The organism is Streptomyces sp. NBC_00019, assembly GCF_045041015.1.
GTDB lineage: Bacteria > Actinomycetota > Actinomycetes > Streptomycetales > Streptomycetaceae > Streptomyces.
This window is the reverse complement of record NZ_CP108302.1, coordinates 1,592,951-1,611,365: the sequence shown is the minus strand read 5'-3', so window position 1 is coordinate 1,611,365 and position 18,415 is coordinate 1,592,951. Positions and strand designations below refer to the sequence as shown.

The following is an 18,415-nucleotide window of genomic DNA, read 5'->3' as shown; positions in this document are numbered from 1 at the left end:
GCGCCCGCCGGTTGCCCGGGGTATGACCATCGGTGTAGCACTCACTCTCCAGAACCGGATCGATCCCACGGTGCAACTCGCCCGGGAAGCCCATGAGTTCGGGCTGCGCTCCGCGTGGTTCGGGCAGACCTTCGGGTACGACTCGCCCTCGCTCGCCGCGATCGTGGGCCGCGAGGTGCCCGGACTGCATGTCGGAACCGCCGCGATCCCCGTCTTCGGCCGCCATCCGCTGCTCGTCTCGAGCCAGGCGCAGACGGCCCAGGCCGCCACCGGAGGCCGGTACCACCTCGGGCTCGCCCTCGGCACCAAGCACCTGACCGAGACCGGCTTCGGTATCCCGTACGAGCGCCCGATCGCCCGGCTCCGCGAGTTCCTGACCGCCCTGCGCCGGCTGACGGAGACCGGCGATGCCGACTTCCACGGCGAGCTGCTGACCGCCACCACACCGCTGCCCGCGTCGGTGCCCGGCGGCGCCGAGCCTCCGGTGCCGCTCCTCGTCGCCGCCATGGCCCCGCAGGCCCTGCGCGTCTCCGGTGAACTCGCCGACGGCATCCTCCCGTTGCTGGCCGGACCGCGCGCCCTCGCCGAGCACATCGTCCCGGCCGTCACCGCGGCGGCCGAGGCGGCGGGGCGACCGGCGCCCCGGATCGTGGCTTTCGTGCCCGGCGTGGTCACCGCCGACGTCGAGGCGGTCCGGGAGACGGCGACCGAGTCGCTCGCCTTCTACGAGCAGTTCCCCTCCTACCAGCGGGTCATCGGCCTCTCCGGTGCCGCCCGCGCCGCCGATCTCGCCGTCATCGGCGACGAGGAGACCGTCGCCGCCGAGGTGCGCCGCTATCGGGAGGCCGGGGCGACGGAGGTGGTGTTCACCGCGACGGACCTGGGCGGCGAGGAGGACCGGCGCCGAACCTGGAAGCTGCTGGGGGAACTGGCGGTCACGCCTTGACCCAGGACAGCCCGTCCGACGTCACGGCCAGGCCGTCGGGGCCGGCCGGGCCGGGGTCGTCGAGCGGACCGCCGTAGAGGGCCTGCTCCTGAAGGTCGTTGCCGGTCCGGAAGGTCTCGCCGACGACCGGTGCGGACAAGAGCGGGTTGATTCGGCCGTCCGAGGTCGCCAACTGGCCTACCGCGCTGTCGAGTTGGGCCGCCGAGGTGTGCCAGTCCGTACGGACGACCGCGGTGTCGCGGGACACCAGTCCGCCCGCCAGCTCGGCGAACGCGGCTGCTTCGCCGAGCTCCACCTCGGTGATCTTCTTCGCCGACCAGAAGTACGAGTTCTCGTTGCGCTCCATGTCGTAGAAGGAGATCAGGAAGTCGTAGAACACGCGGTACTCGCGGCGGTAGCGGGCCTCGAACTCGGCGAAGCCCCGTTCCTCGGGCACGCTGCCGTCCAGCGCGGAGTTCACCGAACGGGCGGCGAGCAGGGCACCGTAGGTGGCCAGATGGACGCCGGAGGACAGCACCGGGTCCACGAAGCACGCGGCGTCGCCGACCAGCGCCATGCCCGGAGTCCAGAAGGACTTCTTCCAGTACGACCAGTCCTTGCGCACCCGCACCTGGTCGTACGGCGGCTCGGTCGCCTCCGGTACGCCCCCCACCAGCCGGCTCACCTCGGGGCAGGCCGCGATCATGTCCCGCCACGCGGCCCGCGCGTCACGCTGGACGGCCGGCGTGTGTTCGGGGGAGATCACCGCGCCGACACTCGTCAGATCGTCGCGCAGCGGGATGTACCAGAGCCAGCCGGCGTCGAACGCGGCGCAGAAGATGTTGCCGCTGTTCGGCTCGGGCAGCCGGGCCCCGCCCGCGAAGTAGCCGAACACGGCGAGGTTGCGGAAGAAGTCGGAGTACACGCGCCCACCACCGACCCCGCCGTGGATCCGGCTGGTGTTCCCGGACGCGTCGATGACGTAAGGGGCGTGTGCCGTACGGGAGTTGCCGTCGGCGTCGGTGTACTCGACGCCCCGCACCCGCTCGTCGTCGGCGACGACGCGCCGCACCGGGCTGCCCTCGCGGACCTCGACGCCGGCCCGTCGGGCACCGCCCAGCAGGATCTCGTCGAACCGTGAGCGCTCCACCTGGAAGGCCGTCGCGGTGGGCTCGGGCACGCGCGGAGTCATGGCGAAGGAGAACTGCCACGGCTCGGGGTCACGGCCCCAGCGCAGTGTCCCGCCGCGCTTGAGGGTGAAGCCGGCCTGCTGCACCTCGTCGGCGACGCCGAGGATGCGGCACAGGCCGTGGACCGTGGCGGGCAGGAGCGACTCGCCGATCTGGTAGCGCGGGAAGGTCTCCCGTTCCAGCAGCAGGACCCGGTGTCCGCGCTTGGCCACGACGGTCGCGGCGGTCGATCCCGCGGGCCCGCCGCCGACGACGATCAGGTCGTACTCCTGGGTCATACGGCAACTCCTGTTTCCCTGGTGCGATGTCGGTGGATCATGCCGTCAGCCAGGCGCGCATCGCCGCGGCCGTGGTGTCGGCGTCGTGGTGGACGAGGGTGTAGTGGTCGCCGGGGACGTCCGCGGTGTCGTGCGGCAGGGGCCAGTGCGGCAGCCACTCCCCGTCGGGGTCGATGCGGCGCATCTGCGCGGTCGGCCGGCCACGCACCAGGAGAGTCGGGACCGGTGACGGTTCGGGGTCCCAGTTCTCCAGCACGCGCGCGTAGCCCCCGCCGGCGATCAGCAACGAGTCCTCGAACTCGGCGACGACGTCGTCCGGCAGCTCCGCGCCGGCGGTCATCAGCGCCAGCGCCCGTTCGTCGTCCCGGCGCAGCACGCCCGCATGGGCGTCGAGCAGGATCAGCCCGGCCGGCGGCCGCCCCGACCGTGCGAGCTCCCGCGCCACGGCGTGCGCGATCGCGCCCCCGGCGCAGTAGCCCACGAGGACGACCGGCCCGTCGGACGACAGAGCGTCCACCGCGTCGACGTGCGCCCGCACGACCGCGGCCGCACTGTCCGGCACGGCCTTGCGGGCACCGAGGCCGGGGTGCTCCAGCAGGAACAGGTCGCGCTCGCCGTCGAACTGCTTGGCCAGGCCGGCGGGGACGCGATGGTACGGCGTGAGGTAGTCCGGGATGTACGCCAGCGTGGTGCCCGCACCCCGGGCCAGCCGGACCGGGTCGACCGCGTACCGGCCGTGCTCGCCGGCGGTGAAGGACGGGAGGGCGTGGGACGCCAGGTAGCGCAGGCCCATCGCCTCCAGAGGGCCGCGCTCGCGCAGGACCTGGTGGTACAGGGGTCCGAAGCGGTAGGAGGACGGCTCGACCCCGCCGTTTCCGCCCTCGGCACCGCTCCCGGGTTCGGCTTCGGCGTCCGGAAGGGCTTCGCGCAGGGCGTCGTGGACGTGCGCGGCCAGCGAATGCAGCGTCGGATGGTCGAACACGATCGTGGACGCCAGCCGCACGCGCGTGAACGCGCTGAGCCGGTTGCGGAACTGCACCGCCATCAGCGAGTCGAAACCGAGCTCCCCGAAAGCGCGGTCGGTGGGGAGCGCGGCCGGGTCCTCGAAGCCCAGCAGCAGGGCGAGTTCGTCGCGGATCAACTCGACCAGCACGGCCTCCCGCTCATGGGCCGGAACGGAGGCGAGCCGCTCGCGCCAGGCGCCGGGTGCCTGCGCGACGGCGGCCGGGGCGGCGGCCGGACGCTTCGGCACCAGGTCCGTGAGGACCGGCGGTGTGGCCGGACCGCCGAGCGCCCTCAGGTTCAGAGGGATCGGCACCAGTACCGGCTCAGGGGTCCGCAGCGCCCGGTCGAGCAGACCGATGCCCTCGTCCTCGTCGACCGACAGGACACCGCCGTCGCCGAGTCGGTGCGCCGGGACCTGGGCCGCCATGCCGTCGTCCTCGGCCGTGATCCACGGGCCCCAGGCCAGGGCCTGCCCGGGCAGGCCCTGCGCGACGCGATGCCGGGCGAGCGCGTCGAGAAAGCCGTTGGCGGCCGCGTAGTTGGCCTGTCCGGGGCGGCCCAGCACGCCCGCGGCCGAGGAGTAGAGCACGAACGCGGACAGCCCGAGATCCTTGGTGGCCTCGTGCAGATGCCAGGCGCCGCCCGCCTTCGGCGCGAGCACGGTCGCCAACCGCTGCGGGGTCAGGCCGTCCACGACGCCGTCGTCCACGACCCCGGCGAGATGGAACACCGCCGTCAGTGTCGGACGACAGGACGCGACCAGGGCGTCCACGGCGGCGCGGTCGCTGACCTCGCAGGCCGTCGTGCGCACGGTCGCGCCGAGTTCGGCGGCCCATGCGGGCGTACGAGCGCTGCGGTTCACCAACAGCAGGTGGCGCACCCCGTGTTCGGCCACCAGATACCGGGCGAGGCTCGCGCCGAGCGCACCGGTGCCTCCGGTGATCAGTACCGTCCCCTCGGGATCGAGGGCGGGTGCCGCTGCCTGGGGCCGCACCGCGGTCAGCCGGGGTGCGAGAACGGCGCCGTCCTCGAGAGCGACCTGGGGTTCGCCGGTGCGCAGCGCCGCGTCGAGGTCCGCCGGGGACGCGGGGCCACCGCGGCGGTCGACCAGCACGATCCGGCCGGGGTGCTCGGACTGGGCGCTGCGGACGAGTCCGGCGACCGCGGCCTCCGCCGGGTCGGGATCGTCTCCGGTGGCGTTGTGGGTGAGCACCAGGAGCCGCCCCGGCCGCGCGTCGGCGATCCAGTCCCGTACGCCCGCGAGCGTGGCGGTGAGCAGCCTCAGTGCCCGGTCGGGCAGGGCGGTTTCGGCGTCCGGTCCCGTCAGGTCGAGCAGTTCGTGCCGTGTGTCGCCATCGCCGCGCGCCGTGACGGGCCGCCATGTCAGACGGTACAACTCGGCCTCGAAAGCGGGGCGTTGGGCGGGCAGGACCCGCGTGACCAGGGACTCGACCGTGGCGATCGGCTGTCCGGCGTGGTCGGTGAGCGCGACCTGGAACTCGTCCGGACCGAGCCACTCCAGCTGGGCCCGGGCGGAGGTGGCGCCGGTGGCGTGGACCGTCAGTCCGGCGCAGGTGAGCGGGACCCGCGCCTCGCCCGGGCCCTCGGCCAGGAGGGCGGCGTGCAGCGCCGCGTCGAGGAGTGCGGGATGCAGGGTGTACGAGCCGGCGGTCGCCGCTTCCCGGGGCGGCAGGGCCAGTTCGGCGAACAAAGACGTCCCCCGGCGCCACAGCGCCGTCACCGCACGGAAGGCCGGACCGTAGTGGTGGCCGTGCGCGGCGAGCCGGTCGTAGTCGACCGGCAGCCGCTCGGCACCGGTGGGCGGCCATGTCCCGCGCGGAACGACGGGCGCCGCGGCGGCCGGGGCGATGGTCGCGGTGGCGTGCCGCGTCCACGCGTCGCCCGCCCGCGCCCAGACGGTGACCGGCCGGTTTCCCGCCTCGTCCGGACCGTCGGTGACGACCTGAAGGCGCACCGGCTCCGACTCCGGCAGGACCAGCGGCTCCCGGAAGGCCAGTTCGGTCAGCCGGACCGGACCTGATGTCCCGGCCGCGTGGCAGACCAGCTCGGCGAACGCCGACGCGGGTACCAGGACCCGGCCGCCGATCGCATGGTCCGCGAGCCAGGACTGGCGTACGACGGACAGCACCCCGGCGTGCCGCACGCCGGGTCCGTCGGCGTCCGGCTGCGGCTCGCCCAGCAGCGGATGCCCGGCCGGGGCGGCGTGCCGTACCGCGTCCAGCCAGTACCGCTGCCGCTGGAACGCGTAGGTGGGCAGCGGGCGACGACGGGCATCGCTGTCCGCGTACACCGACCGCCAGTCGACCGGGACGCCGTGCACATGGAGCGCGGCCAGCCCCGCGAGTGCGCGCCGTGCGTCGGCGCACGGCGTGAACACCGCGTCCGCGTCCGGGGCGACACAGTCCTCGGCCGCCACACTGAGCGCGGCGGCCGGACCGGCCTCGACGAACGCCGTCACGCCCGCCTCCGCCAGCCAGTTCACCGCGTCGGCGAACCGGACCGTCTCGCGCACCTGCCGTACCCAGTAGTCGGCGGTGGCGAGGGCCTCGGGCTCGGGGCGGCCGGTCACCGTGGACACCACCGGTACCGACGGCCGGTGGTAGGTCACGGTCTCGGCGACCGCCCGGAACTCGGCCAGCATCGGGTCGAGCAGCGGCGAGTGGAAGGCGTGACTCACCCGCAACCGGGTGCTCCGGCCGCCGAGCGAGTCGGCCAGCGCGGTCACCGCGTCCTCGTCACCGGACACCACGACGGAAGCCGGCCCGTTGACCGCGGCGATCGTGACGCGGCCGCGCGCCTCGCCCAGCCGGCGTGCCACCTCGGCCTCCGGTGCCCGCACCGCGATCATCGCGCCACCGGCGGGCAGCGCGGCCATCAGCCGCCCGCGTGCGGCGACCAGTCGGACCGCGTCGCCGAGCGAGAACACACCGGCGAGATACGCGGCCGCCAGTTCGCCGATCGAGTGACCGACCAGGTAGTCCGGTCGCACGCCCCAGTCGGCGAGCAAGGTGTGCAGGGCGACCTCGAAGGCGAACAGCGCGGGCTGCGCGTAGTCGGTGCGGTCCAGCAGGTCGCTGTCGGGTTCGTCGATCACTTCCCGCAGCGGCCGGTCCAGCAACGGCCCGAACCACTCGCACACTTCGGAGAAGGCCGCGTCGAACACCGGGAAGGCCGCCGCGAATTCACGGCCCATGCCGGTCCGCTGCGTGCCCTGGCCGGCGCAGAGCAGCGCCAGCCTGGGGGTGCCGCGCACGGTGTTCCTGAGCAGCGCCGGACCGTCCTCGCCGGCCGCCAACCGCCGTAGACCGGCGAGCAGTTCGGACACGTCGGAGCCCAGTACGGCCGCGCGGTGAGGCAGAGGAGCCCTGGTGGTCGCCAGTGAGTACGCGATGTCCAGCGCGGCTTCGCCGGTCGGGTCCGAGGCGGCGTCCGTGTCCGCCAGTGTCGCCGCGAGTTTCCCGGCGTTTGCCCGGAGACCGGCCGCGTCGCCGCCGCTCACCAGCCAGGAGGCCACGGGCAGTCGACGCGTCGCCTCGGCCGTGGCGTCCGCCTCCGAGGGCTGCTCGATGATCACATGCGCGTTGGTGCCCCCGATCCCGAACGAGGAGACCGCCGCCCGGCGCGGCCGGTCGCGCCGCGGCCACGGCCGCGCCCGGTCGAGCAGTCGCACCGCTCCCGCGGACCAGTCCACGTGCGGCGACGGCCGCTCCGCGTACAGCGAGCGGGGCAGTTCGCCGTGGTGCATCGCCTCGATCATCTTGATCACGCCGGCCACCCCGGCCGCGGCCTGCGAGTGCCCGAGGTTCGACTTGACCGAGCCCAGCCACACCGGGTCGGCCCGGTCACGGTCCTGCCCGTAGGTGGCCAGCACGGCACCCGCCTCGATCGGGTCGCCGAGCGCCGTGCCCGTGCCGTGTCCCTCGACCGCGTCCACGTCGGCCGGGCCGAGACCCGCGTCGGCCAGCGTCAGCCGGATCAGCTCGCGCTGCGCCTCGCCGTTGGGGGCCGTCAGCCCGTTGGACGCGCCGTCGGAGTTCACCGCGGACCCGCGCAGCACGGCCAGCACCGGATGGCCGTTGCGCCGGGCGTCCGACAGCTTCTCCAACAGCACCAGGCCCACGCCCTCGGCCCACGCGGTGCCTTCCGCGTCCGCCGCGAACGACCGGCACCGGCCGTCCGCCGACAGCCCGCGCTGCCGGCTGAACGCGATGAACGGCTGCGGGCTCGACAGCACCGTGACCCCACCGGCCAGCGCGAGCGTGCACTCGCCCGCCCGCAGCGCCCTGGCCGCCAGGTCCATCGCGACCAGCGACGACGAACAGGCCGTGTCGACGGTCATCGTGGGGCCGCGCAGGCCCAGGACGTACGAGATCCGGCCCGAGGCCACACTGCCCGACGACCCGATGCCGATGTGCGACTCCAGCTCGTGCGGCGAAAGGCCGGTGCCGTAACCGGCGTGCATCAGACCGACGTACACCCCGGTGCCGGAGCCGCGCAGCGACGGTGCGGGGATGCCGGCGCGTTCCAGCGTCTCCCAGGCGACCTCGAGGAGCAGCCGGTGCTGGGGGTCCGTGGCCAGCGCCTCGCGCGGGGAGATGCCGAAGAACAGCGGGTCGAAGTCGGCCACACCGTCCAGGAAGCCGCCGCGCCGGGTGTAGGTCGTGCCGAGCCGGTCGGGGTCGGGATGGACGAGGGTGTCGATGTCCCAGCCGCGGTCGGTGGGGAAGTCGCTGGTGGCGTCCACGCCCTCGGAGACCAGCCGCCACAGGTCCTCGGGCGAGTTCACGCCGCCCGGGTAACGGCAGCCGACGGCCACGATCGCCACCGGTTCGGCCTCCGGGCCGCGGCGCGCGGCGGTCGTCGCGGGAGCGGGTGAGGACGCGGGAGCGGTGGTGTCACCGCTCATCCGGCTGTCCAGGTAGGCGGCGACCGCGGCCGGGTTCGGATGGTCCCAGACCAGCGTCGCCGGCAGCCGCAGTCCGGTGCGCAGACTGAGCCGGTGCCACAAGGTCATGGCGTCCAGCGAGGTCAGGCCGAGATCGGCGAACGCGGTGCCGGGATCGGCCGCCGAGCCCCGGATCGCCTCGGCCTGAGCACACACCAACTCCGTGAGCGCGGTGCGTCGTTCGCCGGCCGTGAGACCGGCCAGCCGGGCCAGTTCCGGCGCCGGCGGACGTTCGGCGAGCGTCTCGCGCAGCACCGCCCGCCGGGGCTTGCCCGCCGCCGTGCGCGGGACGGCCGGCGTGAACAGGACCTCCTCGGGCACCTTGTGCGCCGACAGCACCTCGGCGCACCCCCGCAGCAGATCGGCCGGGTCGAGCGACTGCTCCGCCGGCACCACGAACGCCACCGGGACCTCGCCGAGCAGCGGATGCTCCCGTGCCACCACGGCCGCGTCCCGCACCCCCGGCAGAGCGCGCAGCACCCGCTCGACCTCGGCCGGGTCGACGTTCTCGCCGCCGCGCACGATCCGGTCGCCCAGCCGGCCGGTGACGGTCAGACCGCCGTCCGCCCCTAGCCGGCCCAGGTCGCCCGTGCGGTACCAGCCGTCGCGCACGGCATCGGCGCTCGCCTCGGGCCGATTGTGGTAGCCGAGCATGACACCGGGGCCGCGTACCCAGATCTCGCCCTCGCCGCCGACCGAGTCCTCGTCGCCGACCGCGTCCAGTCCGCTGTCGGGGTCGACCAGGCGGACCTCCATTCCGGGCACCGGAGTCCCGCTGCCGCCCCGCGCCCGCGGCCCGCTCACCGCCTCCATGGCGATCTTGCCGCAGGTCTCGGTGGAGCCGTAGCCGTCCAGGAGCGGCGCGCCGAACCGCCGCTCGACCTCTTCCCGCAGATCCGCGTCGCTCGGTGCCCCCGCGGTGACGCACACCCGCAGCGAGGGCACCGCGCCCAGCCCGCTGTCGAGCAGCTGCCGGAAGGTGAGCGGCACGCCGCCCACCACGGTCGGCTCGAACTCGTCGATCAGCCGGACCAGTCGGGCCGGGTCCGGCGCCGAGGTGATCCGCGCGCTCGCTCCGGCCACGGTCGTGCCCAGCACACAGAGGGAGTGGGCGTAGGTGTGGGCCAGGGGCAGCGGCCAGAGCACGCGGTCCGTGTCCGTGAGCCCCAGCCGCGGCAGATAGCAGGCGAACGAGGACCAGAGCGCGGACCGCTGGCTGGACACGGCCGCCGTCGGCGTCCCGGAGGTGCCGGAGGTGTAGAGCAGCCACGCCGGTTCGTCCAGCCCTAGATCGTCGCGAGGAGCGACCGGGCCTTCGGCCCCGAGACGGCCCTCGGCTCCGAGACGGCCTTCGGCTCCGAGACGGCCTTCGGCCTTGAAATCACCCCCAGCCCCGAGACCGTCCCCGGCCAAATACGCGCCCCCGGCGATGAGTTCGTCGATGTGCGAGGCGTCGTCCGGCACCTCGCCCTCGCCGGTCACCACCAGACGCACCGACCGTCCGGCGACCATTCCGGCGATGCGCGGCAGACGCCGCTGATCGGTGACGACCACGGCCGGATCACAGTCGGCCAGCAGGTACGCGAGTTCGGCATGGGTGGCGCGTGGGGGCAGCGGTACACCGATCGCCGCGGCACGGACGGTGGCCAGCAGTCCCTCGACCAGCTCCACACTGTTGTCCAGGCAGAACGCCACCCGGGTACCGCGCTCGACCCCGAGTCCGGCCGCCAACCGGGCGGTCCGACGGTCCAGTTCGGCCCAGCTGACACCGCGTCGGTCGTCGGCGAACGCGAGCTTCTCGCCGTGCCGTACGGCGTTCTCCGCGAGCAGCTCCGCCACCGGCCGAACCACGACCGCTTCCGCCAAACCCATCGGGCCTCCTGTCAGGGGGAGTCCGCTCCGCGGCGGATCTTGAAGAGCGTACGTCGGTGCATCACAACCATGGCCGAAACCCGGCCAGTTGACCGGGAGGGGGCGGTCGGAAGCGGGCCGTCCGTTGGTATGGACCTGTTCGTGATCGGCCGCTAGGCTCTGCCGCGCCACACCCCTGAGAGCGCTCTCAGCGATCCACTGCTCCTGCGGTTCCACCCCACTCCACTGGAACGACGAAGGGCAACCCCCATGAGACGCACCAGATTCACGCATGCCGCCCTGGCGGCGCTGCTCACGCTCGGCGCCGGGCTCGCCGCGGGCGCCACCCCCGCCTCGGCCGGCGATTCCGCCGCGAAGGCACCCGCTTCCGCCGGTCTCCTCACCGCCATGCAGCGCGACCTGAACCTCTCGAAGGCCGAGGCCGAGGAGAGGCTCGCCGCCGAGCGGCGGGCCACGGCCCTGGAGCCCAAGGTCCGCCGGGACGCCGGGACTTCCTTCGGCGGCACCTGGTTCGACGCCACCGCCGGCCGGCTGACCGTCGGCCTCACCCCGGACGCGACGCCGGCGACCCTCCGGGACGTACGGGCCACGGGCGCCGCCGTCCGCACCGTCACGCACAGCGCGCGCGAACTGGCCGCCACCCAGGCACGGCTCGACAAACTGCTCGCACCCGCGGGAGTGAGCAGCTGGCACGTCGACCCCGAGGCGAGCACGGTCGTCGTGAACGTCGTCGCGGGCGAGCAAGCCGACAACGATGTCCGGCAGTTCACGGCCCGGGCCCACCGCGCGGGCCCCGTCACCGTCCGGCACGTCTCCGCCGCGCCGCAGACCCTTGCGGCCGGAACCGTCGGCGGCGACCCCTACTACACCGGCAACGTCCGCTGCTCCATAGGGTTCTCGGTGCACGGCGGGTTCATCACCGCCGGGCACTGCGGGCAGCCGTCCGCCGCCGTCTACGGCTGGGACCGCAGCTACATCGGCAACTTCCAGGGCTCGTCGTTCCCGGAGAACGACTACGCCTGGGTCAACGTGGGCAGCGGCTGGTGGACGGTGCCGGTCGTGCTCGGCTGGGGCACCGTCTCCGACCAGCTCGTGCGCGGCTCGAACGTGGCGCCGGTCGGCTCCTCGATCTGCCGCTCGGGCTCGACCACCCACTGGCACTGCGGCACCGTCCTCGCCATGAACGAGACCGTCAACTACAGCCAGGGCGCAGTGCGTCAGATGACCAAGACCAGCGTCTGCGCCGAACCCGGCGACTCCGGCGGCTCGTTCATCAGCGGCGACCAGGCGCAGGGCGTCACCTCCGGCGGCTGGGGCAACTGCAGCGGCGGGGGCGAGACCTGGTTCCAGCCCGTCAACGAGATCCTCAACCGGTACGGCCTGACACTGCACACCGCCTGACCCGTGGGGGCCCTGGGGGCCCGGCCCTGTTCGGCCGGGCCCTCACACGTCCAGCAGCATCGTCTTGCCGCTGCCGGGAGCGCCGAGGACGACGAGACGCCGGGTCGGCACCCGGCACCCGACCTGGAGGAGGGCCGGTCCGCGACCGCCGCCGGGCCGTCACCCTGTGCCGTCTCCCGCCGGCTCGGCCCGGAAGGTCGCCCAGGACAGATACGTACCGCCCAGGGAGGGCAGCAGTGCCGCCACTCCGCAGGTCGAAGCGGACCGTCACTCACACCGCCGTGGCCATGCCGCCGACCGACAGCAGGAGAGGGAGCAGACCGACCCGGACGAGTGACAGTCAGCCCCGTGGGGGTGCGGTGCTCTGTCTGAGCACCAGTCGGGTCGGGACCAGGTCGGTGCCCGGCCGGGAGCCGCCCCGGGTGCGGATCTGCTGGAGCGCCTTCTGCACACAGCGGTGGCCCACCTCGGCGAAGTCCTGGTGGACGGTGGTCAGGGGCGGCACGAAGAACCCGGCCTCGGGGATGTCGTCGAAGCCGACCACGCTGATGTCGTCGGGGACGGCGCGGCCACGCTCGTGGAAGGCGCGCAACAGCCCCAGCGCCATCTGGTCGTTGGCCGCGAACACGGCCGTGCAGTCGGGTTGTTCGGCGAGCGTGAGTCCGGCCGTGTACCCCGACTCGGCCGACCAGTCGCCGTGCAGCGCCGGTGGCACCGGACGTCCGGCCTCCTCCAGCACCGTGCGCCACGCCTGCGTCCGGCGCTGACCCGAGAAGGAGGACTGCGGACCGGTGACATGCCATACGGTGCGATGGCCCAGGTCGAGCAGATGCTGTACGGCCTTGCGCGCACCGTCCGCCTGGTCGGTGTCGACCACGGTGTAGCGGTCGCCGGCGTCGGAGTCCACGACCACGGCGTGGACGCCGGGCGGGAGTTGGACGGTGCCGGCGTCGAGGAGACGGATCTCCATGATGACGATGACGGCGTCGACGGCCAGCTCGCCCATGCGCGTGAAGGCCCCCAGCACATTGTCCTGCGTGGGGACGTCGATGGGGATCAGGGTGATCGCGTAGCCCTCGGCCGCCGCGTGGGTGGCGATCGCCTCCACGGTACGGCTGTTGCCGGTGGAGGAGAGGCTGAAGAGGATCACGCCGATGGTGTTGAACTGGCCGTAACGCAGGGCGCGGGCCGCACTGTTGGGCCGGTAGCCGAGCTCCCGCATCGCCGCGAGCACCTGCTCCCGCGTCGAGTCGATCACCCCGGGCTGGCCGTTGGCGACTCGTGAGACCGTCTGGGACGAGACGCCCGCGAGCGCGGCGACGTCGGCCATGGACACCCGCTGCTTACGGCGCCCGCCGGGCACGTCGGAGCCACCCCGTTCCACCACTGATGCCTCCTTCGATCCGGTGTGAGCGCTGTTGCGCGGCGCTTCGGATGTTACGTGTGGGAAACCTTGACGGCTGCTGGGGCGGATGTCACGATTCCGGCGCCGTCATGTTTACGTAAACATGCTGTCGTCCTGGAAGGGCTCGTCGATGCGCAAGACCCCTGTGAGTACCCGCCTCGCCCCCCGACTGCGTACCACTTTCGCCGCGGTCGCGGTCGCCGCCGTCACCGGCGCCACCCTGGCGGGCAGCCCGGCCTCCGCCGCACCGAGCACCGACACCACCCAGTTCAAGGGCGTCAACTGGGCCGACCCCCGCGACAATTTCGCCGACGACCTGCTCCAGCTGTCCGGCCTGTCGACCTCGGACAGCTACCGGGAGACGTACACCAAGTCGAGCCGGATCATCGCGGCGTTCCGCGCGAACATCGGCGCCAACACGGTCCGGCTGCCGATCAACCCGTACACCGTCAACGGCTCGTACTGGAAGTCGTACCGCGGTGTCATCGACGCGGCGACGGCGCAGGGCTTCAAGGTCATCGTGTCCTACTGGGAGGGCACGGGGGAGCGCAAGGACGGCTACATCGACGACACCGCCACCTACTGGCCCATGTGGGACACCGTGGTGAAGGCGTACAAGAACAACTCGAAGGTCTACTTCGAGCCGATGAACGAGCCCCACGGCTACACCGACACCGAGTGGGCCGACATAGCGGCGAAGTGGCTCCAGACCTACTCGAAGGTGCCGCGCAACCGGGTCTTCGTGAGCGGCGCCGGCTACAACGACCACGTCACCTCGGTCTGCGCCGACCCGCGCCTCAAGGGCACGTACCTGTCGCTGCACCACTACGGCTTCTGGAAGTCGTACGCCACCTACGACGAGTGGGTCGCCGACCTCAAGGTGCGCATCGGGGACTGCGCGAACCGGACCGTCGCGGACGAGTTCGGCGCCCCGATGACGACCGGCCTGAACTACAACGTGCCGACCCCGGACGACAACTACGTCAACTTCATCCAGGCCGTCACCGACACCTTCCGCGAGCTGAAGATGGGCTCCGTGTACTGGCCGGGCCTGCGGACCGACGACACGTACTCGATCCAGAAGCTGACCGGTACGCCGGCCAAGCCCTGGCTGGCCACCACCAACCAGTCCGGCGCAGACCGCCTCGCCTGGGCGTGGGGCCGGGGCAAGCCCGTCCAGGACTGACCCTCTCCGACGTGATCGGCCGCGGTGCGCTCGCACCGCGGCCGACAGCTGTTCGGTACCTCTAGGCGACGCGGGCCCGGTGGCGGCGGACGGCGTCGCGGTTGGCGCAGCGTGGGGAGCAGTAGCGCTGTCTGCCCGTGCGTGAGGTGTCGGCGAAGATCGTGGTGCACTCCGTCACGGCGCAGCGCCTGAGGCGGTGCACGCCGCGTCCCGCCAGGTGGAGTGCGGTGCCCACGGCGATCAGGGAGAACAGCACGCCGCCGAGCGACTGTCCCTCGTCGCGGTAGTGCAGATGCCAGCCGGTGCCGACGTGGTTGGTCATCCGAGGGTAGGCGGCGGCCGTGGCCAGCATCCGGTTGACCAGCTCGGCGCGCTCGTGCTCGTCCGTGGTGTCGACGACCTTCTCCCACGCGTCCAGTACCTCCCCCGTGCGCTCCAGGTCCTCCGGCGTGGCCGGGCCCTCCACCACCAGACCGGCGGCACGGCAGCGGTCGGCGAGTTCCCCGGCGCTCGCCGGGCGGCGGTTGGCCAGGTCGGCGGCCAGATTCACGGCATCCTCGCCGTAAGGGTTGAGGTGCATAAGGTCATTACATCAGGGTCATGGTCATGGAACAACGCACCGGACCCCGATCCGACGTACGCCAGGCCGTGGAGTACGACCTCGTCGAACTCGTCCGCCTGCGGATTCTGTTGTTCGAGCACCTCGGAGGCGACTTCTTCGACCCCGCGGCGGCGGACGACGGCTGGCTGGACGCCCTGGCCGTGGTGCTCAAGGAGCAGCTGACCGCGGACGGCGTACGCATCCTCGTCGTGGACGGCGCCGACGGCGGCCTCGCCGCCTGCGGGATCGGCACCATCGAGCAACGGCTGCCGGGGCCGCATCTGCACAACGGCCGGATCGGGCAGGTCATCGGCGTGATCACCGACCCCGCGCACCGGCGGCGCGGACACAGCCGCGCGCTCATGCGGGGCCTGCTCGACTGGTTCCGGGACCGCGAGGTCGCGCGCGTGGACCTGTACGCCTCCGCCGAGGGCGAACCGCTCTACCGCGAGCTCGGGTTCACCCCGCACCCCGACCCCGCCCTGTACCGGCGCCCGTGAGACGCCGTTCTCCGGCCGTCACCCGGCCGTCCGCAGATACGCGCCGAGCCGGGCGATCGCCGAGGGATTGCGCGGGCTCTCGACCAGGTCGACGTAGTCGAGCGTGAAGATCCGCCGGTGCTTGACGGCGGAGACGTTGCGCAGCGGGGGGTAGGAGAGCAGGAACTTCTTCTTCTGCTCCGCGCTGACGTCGCCGTAGTCGCAGATCACGATGGTGTCGGGGTTCCGCTCCACGACGCTCTCCCAGCCGACCGTGGTCCAGGAGTCCTGCACGTCGTGCATGACGTTGACACCGCCGGCCTCGCCGATGATCTGGTCGGGGGCGGCGTAGCGGCCGGAGGTGAAGGGCTGGTCCTGGCCGCTGTCGTAGAGGAACACCGTCGGCTTCTTCGCCGGTGCCTCGGCACGGACGTCGGCGACCTCCTTCTTGAACCCGGAGATCAGCGTGGCCGCGCGCTTCTCGACGCCGAACAGCTTCCCGAGGTTGGTGAGGTCGGTGTAGAGGGCCTCCAGCGGCGGCATGATGCCGCGCGAGGTCTTCGTCCGGCCGTTGCGGCAGGACTCGGTGAGGATGTACGAGGGGATGCCGAGTTTCTTCAGGGCGTCGGGGGTGAAGCCGGCGTCCTCGCGGAAGCCGTAGTTCCAGCCCGCGAAGACCATGTCGCCGCGGGCGTCGAGGACGTTCTCCTTGGTGAGCTGGTCCTTGGAGAGCCACTTGACCTTGTCGTAGCCGTCCTTCCACGGGACACCGCCGAGGTCGCCCTTGTCGTCGGGCATGGCGAACCCGGCCATCCGGTCATCCAGACCGAGCGCGAACATCAGCTCGGTGATCCCGACATCGTTGGTGACGACGCGCTCGGGGACCTTGTCGAACGTCACCTTCTGGCCGCAGTTGGTGAGAGTGACCGACGAGGACCTGGCGTCCTTCGGCGTCGTCTCGACCGACGCACCGCATCCGGTGGCGGTCGCGGCGAGACACAGGGCGGCGGCGAGCAGTTTGCGCATGGGGGTCCTCAAGGTCTCTACGGGAGCAGGTCGAACAGAAGCTGGAGGGCACCGGTCTCCGGATGCCGTACGGGATGCGCGCGCACCCCGAACACTTCGGCGAGCAGGGCCGGTTGAAGCACGTCGTGCGGCGGGCCGGACGCGACGACCCGGCCGCCCGCGATCACGTACAGGACATCGCAGTGCGCGGCCGCCAGGTTGAGGTCGTGCAGGGCGGCGAGCACGGTCACGCCGCTGGCGCGCACCAGGGACAGCACGTCCAACTGGTGGGCGATGTCGAGGTGGTTGGTGGGTTCGTCGAGGACGAGCACCCGGGGCCGCTGGGCGAGGGCCCGGGCGATCAGGACGCGTTGCTTCTCACCGCCGGACAGGGCGAGGAACCCCCGCCCGGCGAGATGCTTCACACCGGTCCGCCGCATGGCCTCCGCGCAGATCTCCGCATCGGAAGCGGCCGTACGGTCCCGGTGCGGCAGCCGCCCCATGGCGACCACCTCGGCGACGGTGAAGTCGAACTCCGCCGACGACTCCTGGGGCAGCGCCGCCAGCACCCGGGCAGTGTCCCGGGCCGGCATCGTGTGCACGTCCTCCCCGTCGAGCCTGATCACGCCCCCGGCTGGCCGCAGCGCCCGGTACACACAGCGCAGCAGCGTCGACTTGCCGCTGCCGTTGGGGCCGACCAGCCCGACGAACGCCCCACTGTCCACGGCCAGTCGGAGATCGTCCACGATCCGGACCCCGGCGATCTCGACCGTCACATCCTCGATGTCGAGCCTCATCGTCAGCGGCCTCCGAACGCATAGCCGCCGCGCCGCATCAGCAGCAGGAAGGCGGGCACACCCACCACGGCGGTGATCACTCCGACGGGCAGCTCGGCGGGCGCCAGCAGCAGCCGGGACAGCACGTCCGCCCACACCAGCAGGACGGCCCCGGCGAGCGGTGCCACGGCCAGCACCCGCCGGTGGTCGGCGCCGACCAGCATCCGTACGACATGCGGCACCATCAGCCCGACGAACCCGATGGCCCCGCTGACCGCGACCACGGTCCCGGTCACCGCGGCGGTCACGAGGAACAACTCCCGTCGCAGCAGGGTCGGACGGACGCCGAGCGCGGCCGAGGTCTCGTCGCCCATGGCCAGCGCGTTGAGCGACTCGGCCCGCCACCGCAGCCACGCCCACCCGGCCGCCACGGTCACGGCGACGAGCGGCACCTGCGCCCAGCTCGCCCCGCCCAGACTGCCGAGCAGCCACATCAGCGCCGACCGGGCCGCCTCACCGCGCGCCGCGCCGAACACCATCACCGTGGTGACCGCCTCGAAGCCGTACGCCAGCGCGGTACCGGTGAGAACCAGCCGCAGCGGGGTCAGCCCGTGCGGAGTCCGGGCCGCGGCGTAGACCAGCACCATCGCCGCGAGCGCCGAGCCGAACGCCGCCACCGACAGCGCCCAGATCCCGAGTCCGGCGAACGCGCCGAGCAGGATGACCGCGTTGGCGCCCACCGCGGCGCCGGAGGAGATGCCGAGCACGAAGGGGTCGGCGAGCGCGTTGCGGACCATCGCCTGCACGGCCACCCCGACGGCCGCGAGCCCCGCCCCGACGACGGCACCGAGCACGACCCGCGGCAGCCGGATCTCCCAGACGATGGTGTACGCGGCGACGTCGTCGGCGTGCACGGTCCCGCCGGTCAGCCCGGCCCACAGGAAGCGGAAGACCTCCGCCCAGCCGATCCCGGCGGCCCCCAGCCCCACGCCGCCGACCAGGGACACCAGAAGGAGCAGTGCCGCCCCGATCACCAACGGGGACAGGGGTATTCGGCTCGGGACGGGACTTCGGCGCACGGTCGGGGCGGTCCTTCGAGTGGGGCCGCCTGATGAACGTCAAGGAGCCGGCCCGTACGACCCGGGGCCGTGCGGTCCCCTCTCGCAGTCCTCGGCGAGCAGTCAACGGGTCGCACCACCCACGGGCGATCGGGCTCACGCGACACACGGTCGCGCACACCGTTGCGGGTCAGCGCCGGACTCTCACCGGACTTCCCCCGCGGGAGGCTCGGGGAGCGTAGCAAACAGGGGTGCCGACCGGCCGTGG

Annotated in this window: 11 protein-coding genes and 1 riboswitch; of the genes, 4 read left to right on the top strand and 7 right to left on the bottom strand. The window is 72.7% G+C overall.

Features of this window, described 5'->3' with window-relative positions; genetic code table 11:
• Nucleotides 1-22: 22 nt before the first annotated feature.
• On the top strand, nucleotides 23-946 hold the full coding sequence (locus OHU89_RS07865) for an LLM class F420-dependent oxidoreductase (protein ID WP_405641162.1): 924 nt from the start codon (nucleotides 23-25) through the stop codon (nucleotides 944-946).
• Here the strand turns inward: OHU89_RS07865 and OHU89_RS07860 are convergent.
• Both OHU89_RS07860 and OHU89_RS07855 read right to left on the bottom strand, forming a co-directional pair.
• A complete protein-coding gene (locus OHU89_RS07860) occupies nucleotides 936-2,393 on the bottom strand; it encodes a tryptophan 7-halogenase (RefSeq protein WP_405641160.1) in 1,458 nt (485 codons plus the stop codon). The two genes, OHU89_RS07865 and OHU89_RS07860, sit on opposite strands and share 11 nt — an antisense overlap.
• Nucleotides 2,394-2,430: 37 nt before the next feature.
• Complete coding sequence (locus tag OHU89_RS07855) at nucleotides 2,431-10,236, bottom strand: SDR family NAD(P)-dependent oxidoreductase (RefSeq protein WP_405641158.1); 7,806 nt, start codon at nucleotides 10,234-10,236, stop codon at nucleotides 2,431-2,433.
• A gap of 249 nt (nucleotides 10,237-10,485) precedes the next feature.
• On the opposite strand from OHU89_RS07855, the gene OHU89_RS07850 reads away from it, so the two are divergent.
• Nucleotides 10,486-11,637, top strand: a complete 1,152-nt coding sequence (locus tag OHU89_RS07850) for a S1 family peptidase (RefSeq protein ID WP_405641156.1) — start codon at nucleotides 10,486-10,488, stop codon at nucleotides 11,635-11,637.
• A 340-nt stretch (nucleotides 11,638-11,977) separates the two neighbouring features.
• Here OHU89_RS07850 and OHU89_RS07845 read toward each other — a convergent pair whose 3' ends face one another.
• A complete protein-coding gene (locus OHU89_RS07845; protein ID WP_405641154.1) occupies nucleotides 11,978-13,024 on the bottom strand; it encodes a LacI family DNA-binding transcriptional regulator in 1,047 nt (348 codons plus the stop codon).
• A 148-nt stretch (nucleotides 13,025-13,172) separates the two neighbouring features.
• Here OHU89_RS07845 and OHU89_RS07840 point away from each other — a divergent pair, with 148 nt between their 5' ends.
• Nucleotides 13,173-14,228 (top strand): glycoside hydrolase family 5 protein, encoded by a 1,056-nt coding sequence (locus tag OHU89_RS07840; protein WP_405641152.1) that lies wholly within the window; start codon nucleotides 13,173-13,175, stop codon nucleotides 14,226-14,228.
• Nucleotides 14,229-14,289: 61 nt separating this feature from the next.
• On the opposite strand, the gene OHU89_RS07835 is transcribed toward OHU89_RS07840, so the two are convergent.
• On the bottom strand, nucleotides 14,290-14,808 hold the full coding sequence (locus OHU89_RS07835) for a CGNR zinc finger domain-containing protein (protein WP_405641150.1): 519 nt from the start codon (nucleotides 14,806-14,808) through the stop codon (nucleotides 14,290-14,292).
• A gap of 26 nt (nucleotides 14,809-14,834) precedes the next feature.
• Between OHU89_RS07835 and OHU89_RS07830 the strand changes: the two genes are divergently transcribed.
• Nucleotides 14,835-15,329, top strand: a complete 495-nt coding sequence (locus OHU89_RS07830; protein WP_405641148.1) for a GNAT family N-acetyltransferase — start codon at nucleotides 14,835-14,837, stop codon at nucleotides 15,327-15,329.
• 18 nt (nucleotides 15,330-15,347) lie between these two features.
• On the opposite strand, the gene OHU89_RS07825 is transcribed toward OHU89_RS07830, so the two are convergent.
• Genes OHU89_RS07825 through OHU89_RS07815 form a run of 3 tightly spaced genes read right to left on the bottom strand, consistent with a single transcriptional unit; the run spans nucleotide 15,348 to nucleotide 18,168 of the window.
• Entirely contained in the window at nucleotides 15,348-16,334 is a 987-nt protein-coding gene (locus OHU89_RS07825) for an ABC transporter substrate-binding protein (RefSeq protein ID WP_405641147.1), read from the bottom strand.
• A gap of 17 nt (nucleotides 16,335-16,351) precedes the next feature.
• Nucleotides 16,352-17,110 carry an ABC transporter ATP-binding protein gene (locus OHU89_RS07820; RefSeq protein WP_405641145.1) on the bottom strand — a complete coding sequence of 253 codons (759 nt, stop codon included), beginning with the start codon at nucleotides 17,108-17,110 and terminating at the stop codon, nucleotides 16,352-16,354.
• Nucleotides 17,111-17,112: 2 nt separating this feature from the next.
• On the bottom strand, nucleotides 17,113-18,168 hold the full coding sequence (locus OHU89_RS07815; RefSeq protein WP_405641143.1) for a FecCD family ABC transporter permease: 1,056 nt from the start codon (nucleotides 18,166-18,168) through the stop codon (nucleotides 17,113-17,115).
• 123 nt (nucleotides 18,169-18,291) lie between these two features.
• A riboswitch (cobalamin riboswitch) is annotated at nucleotides 18,292-18,366 on the bottom strand.
• Nucleotides 18,367-18,415 lie beyond the last annotated feature (49 nt).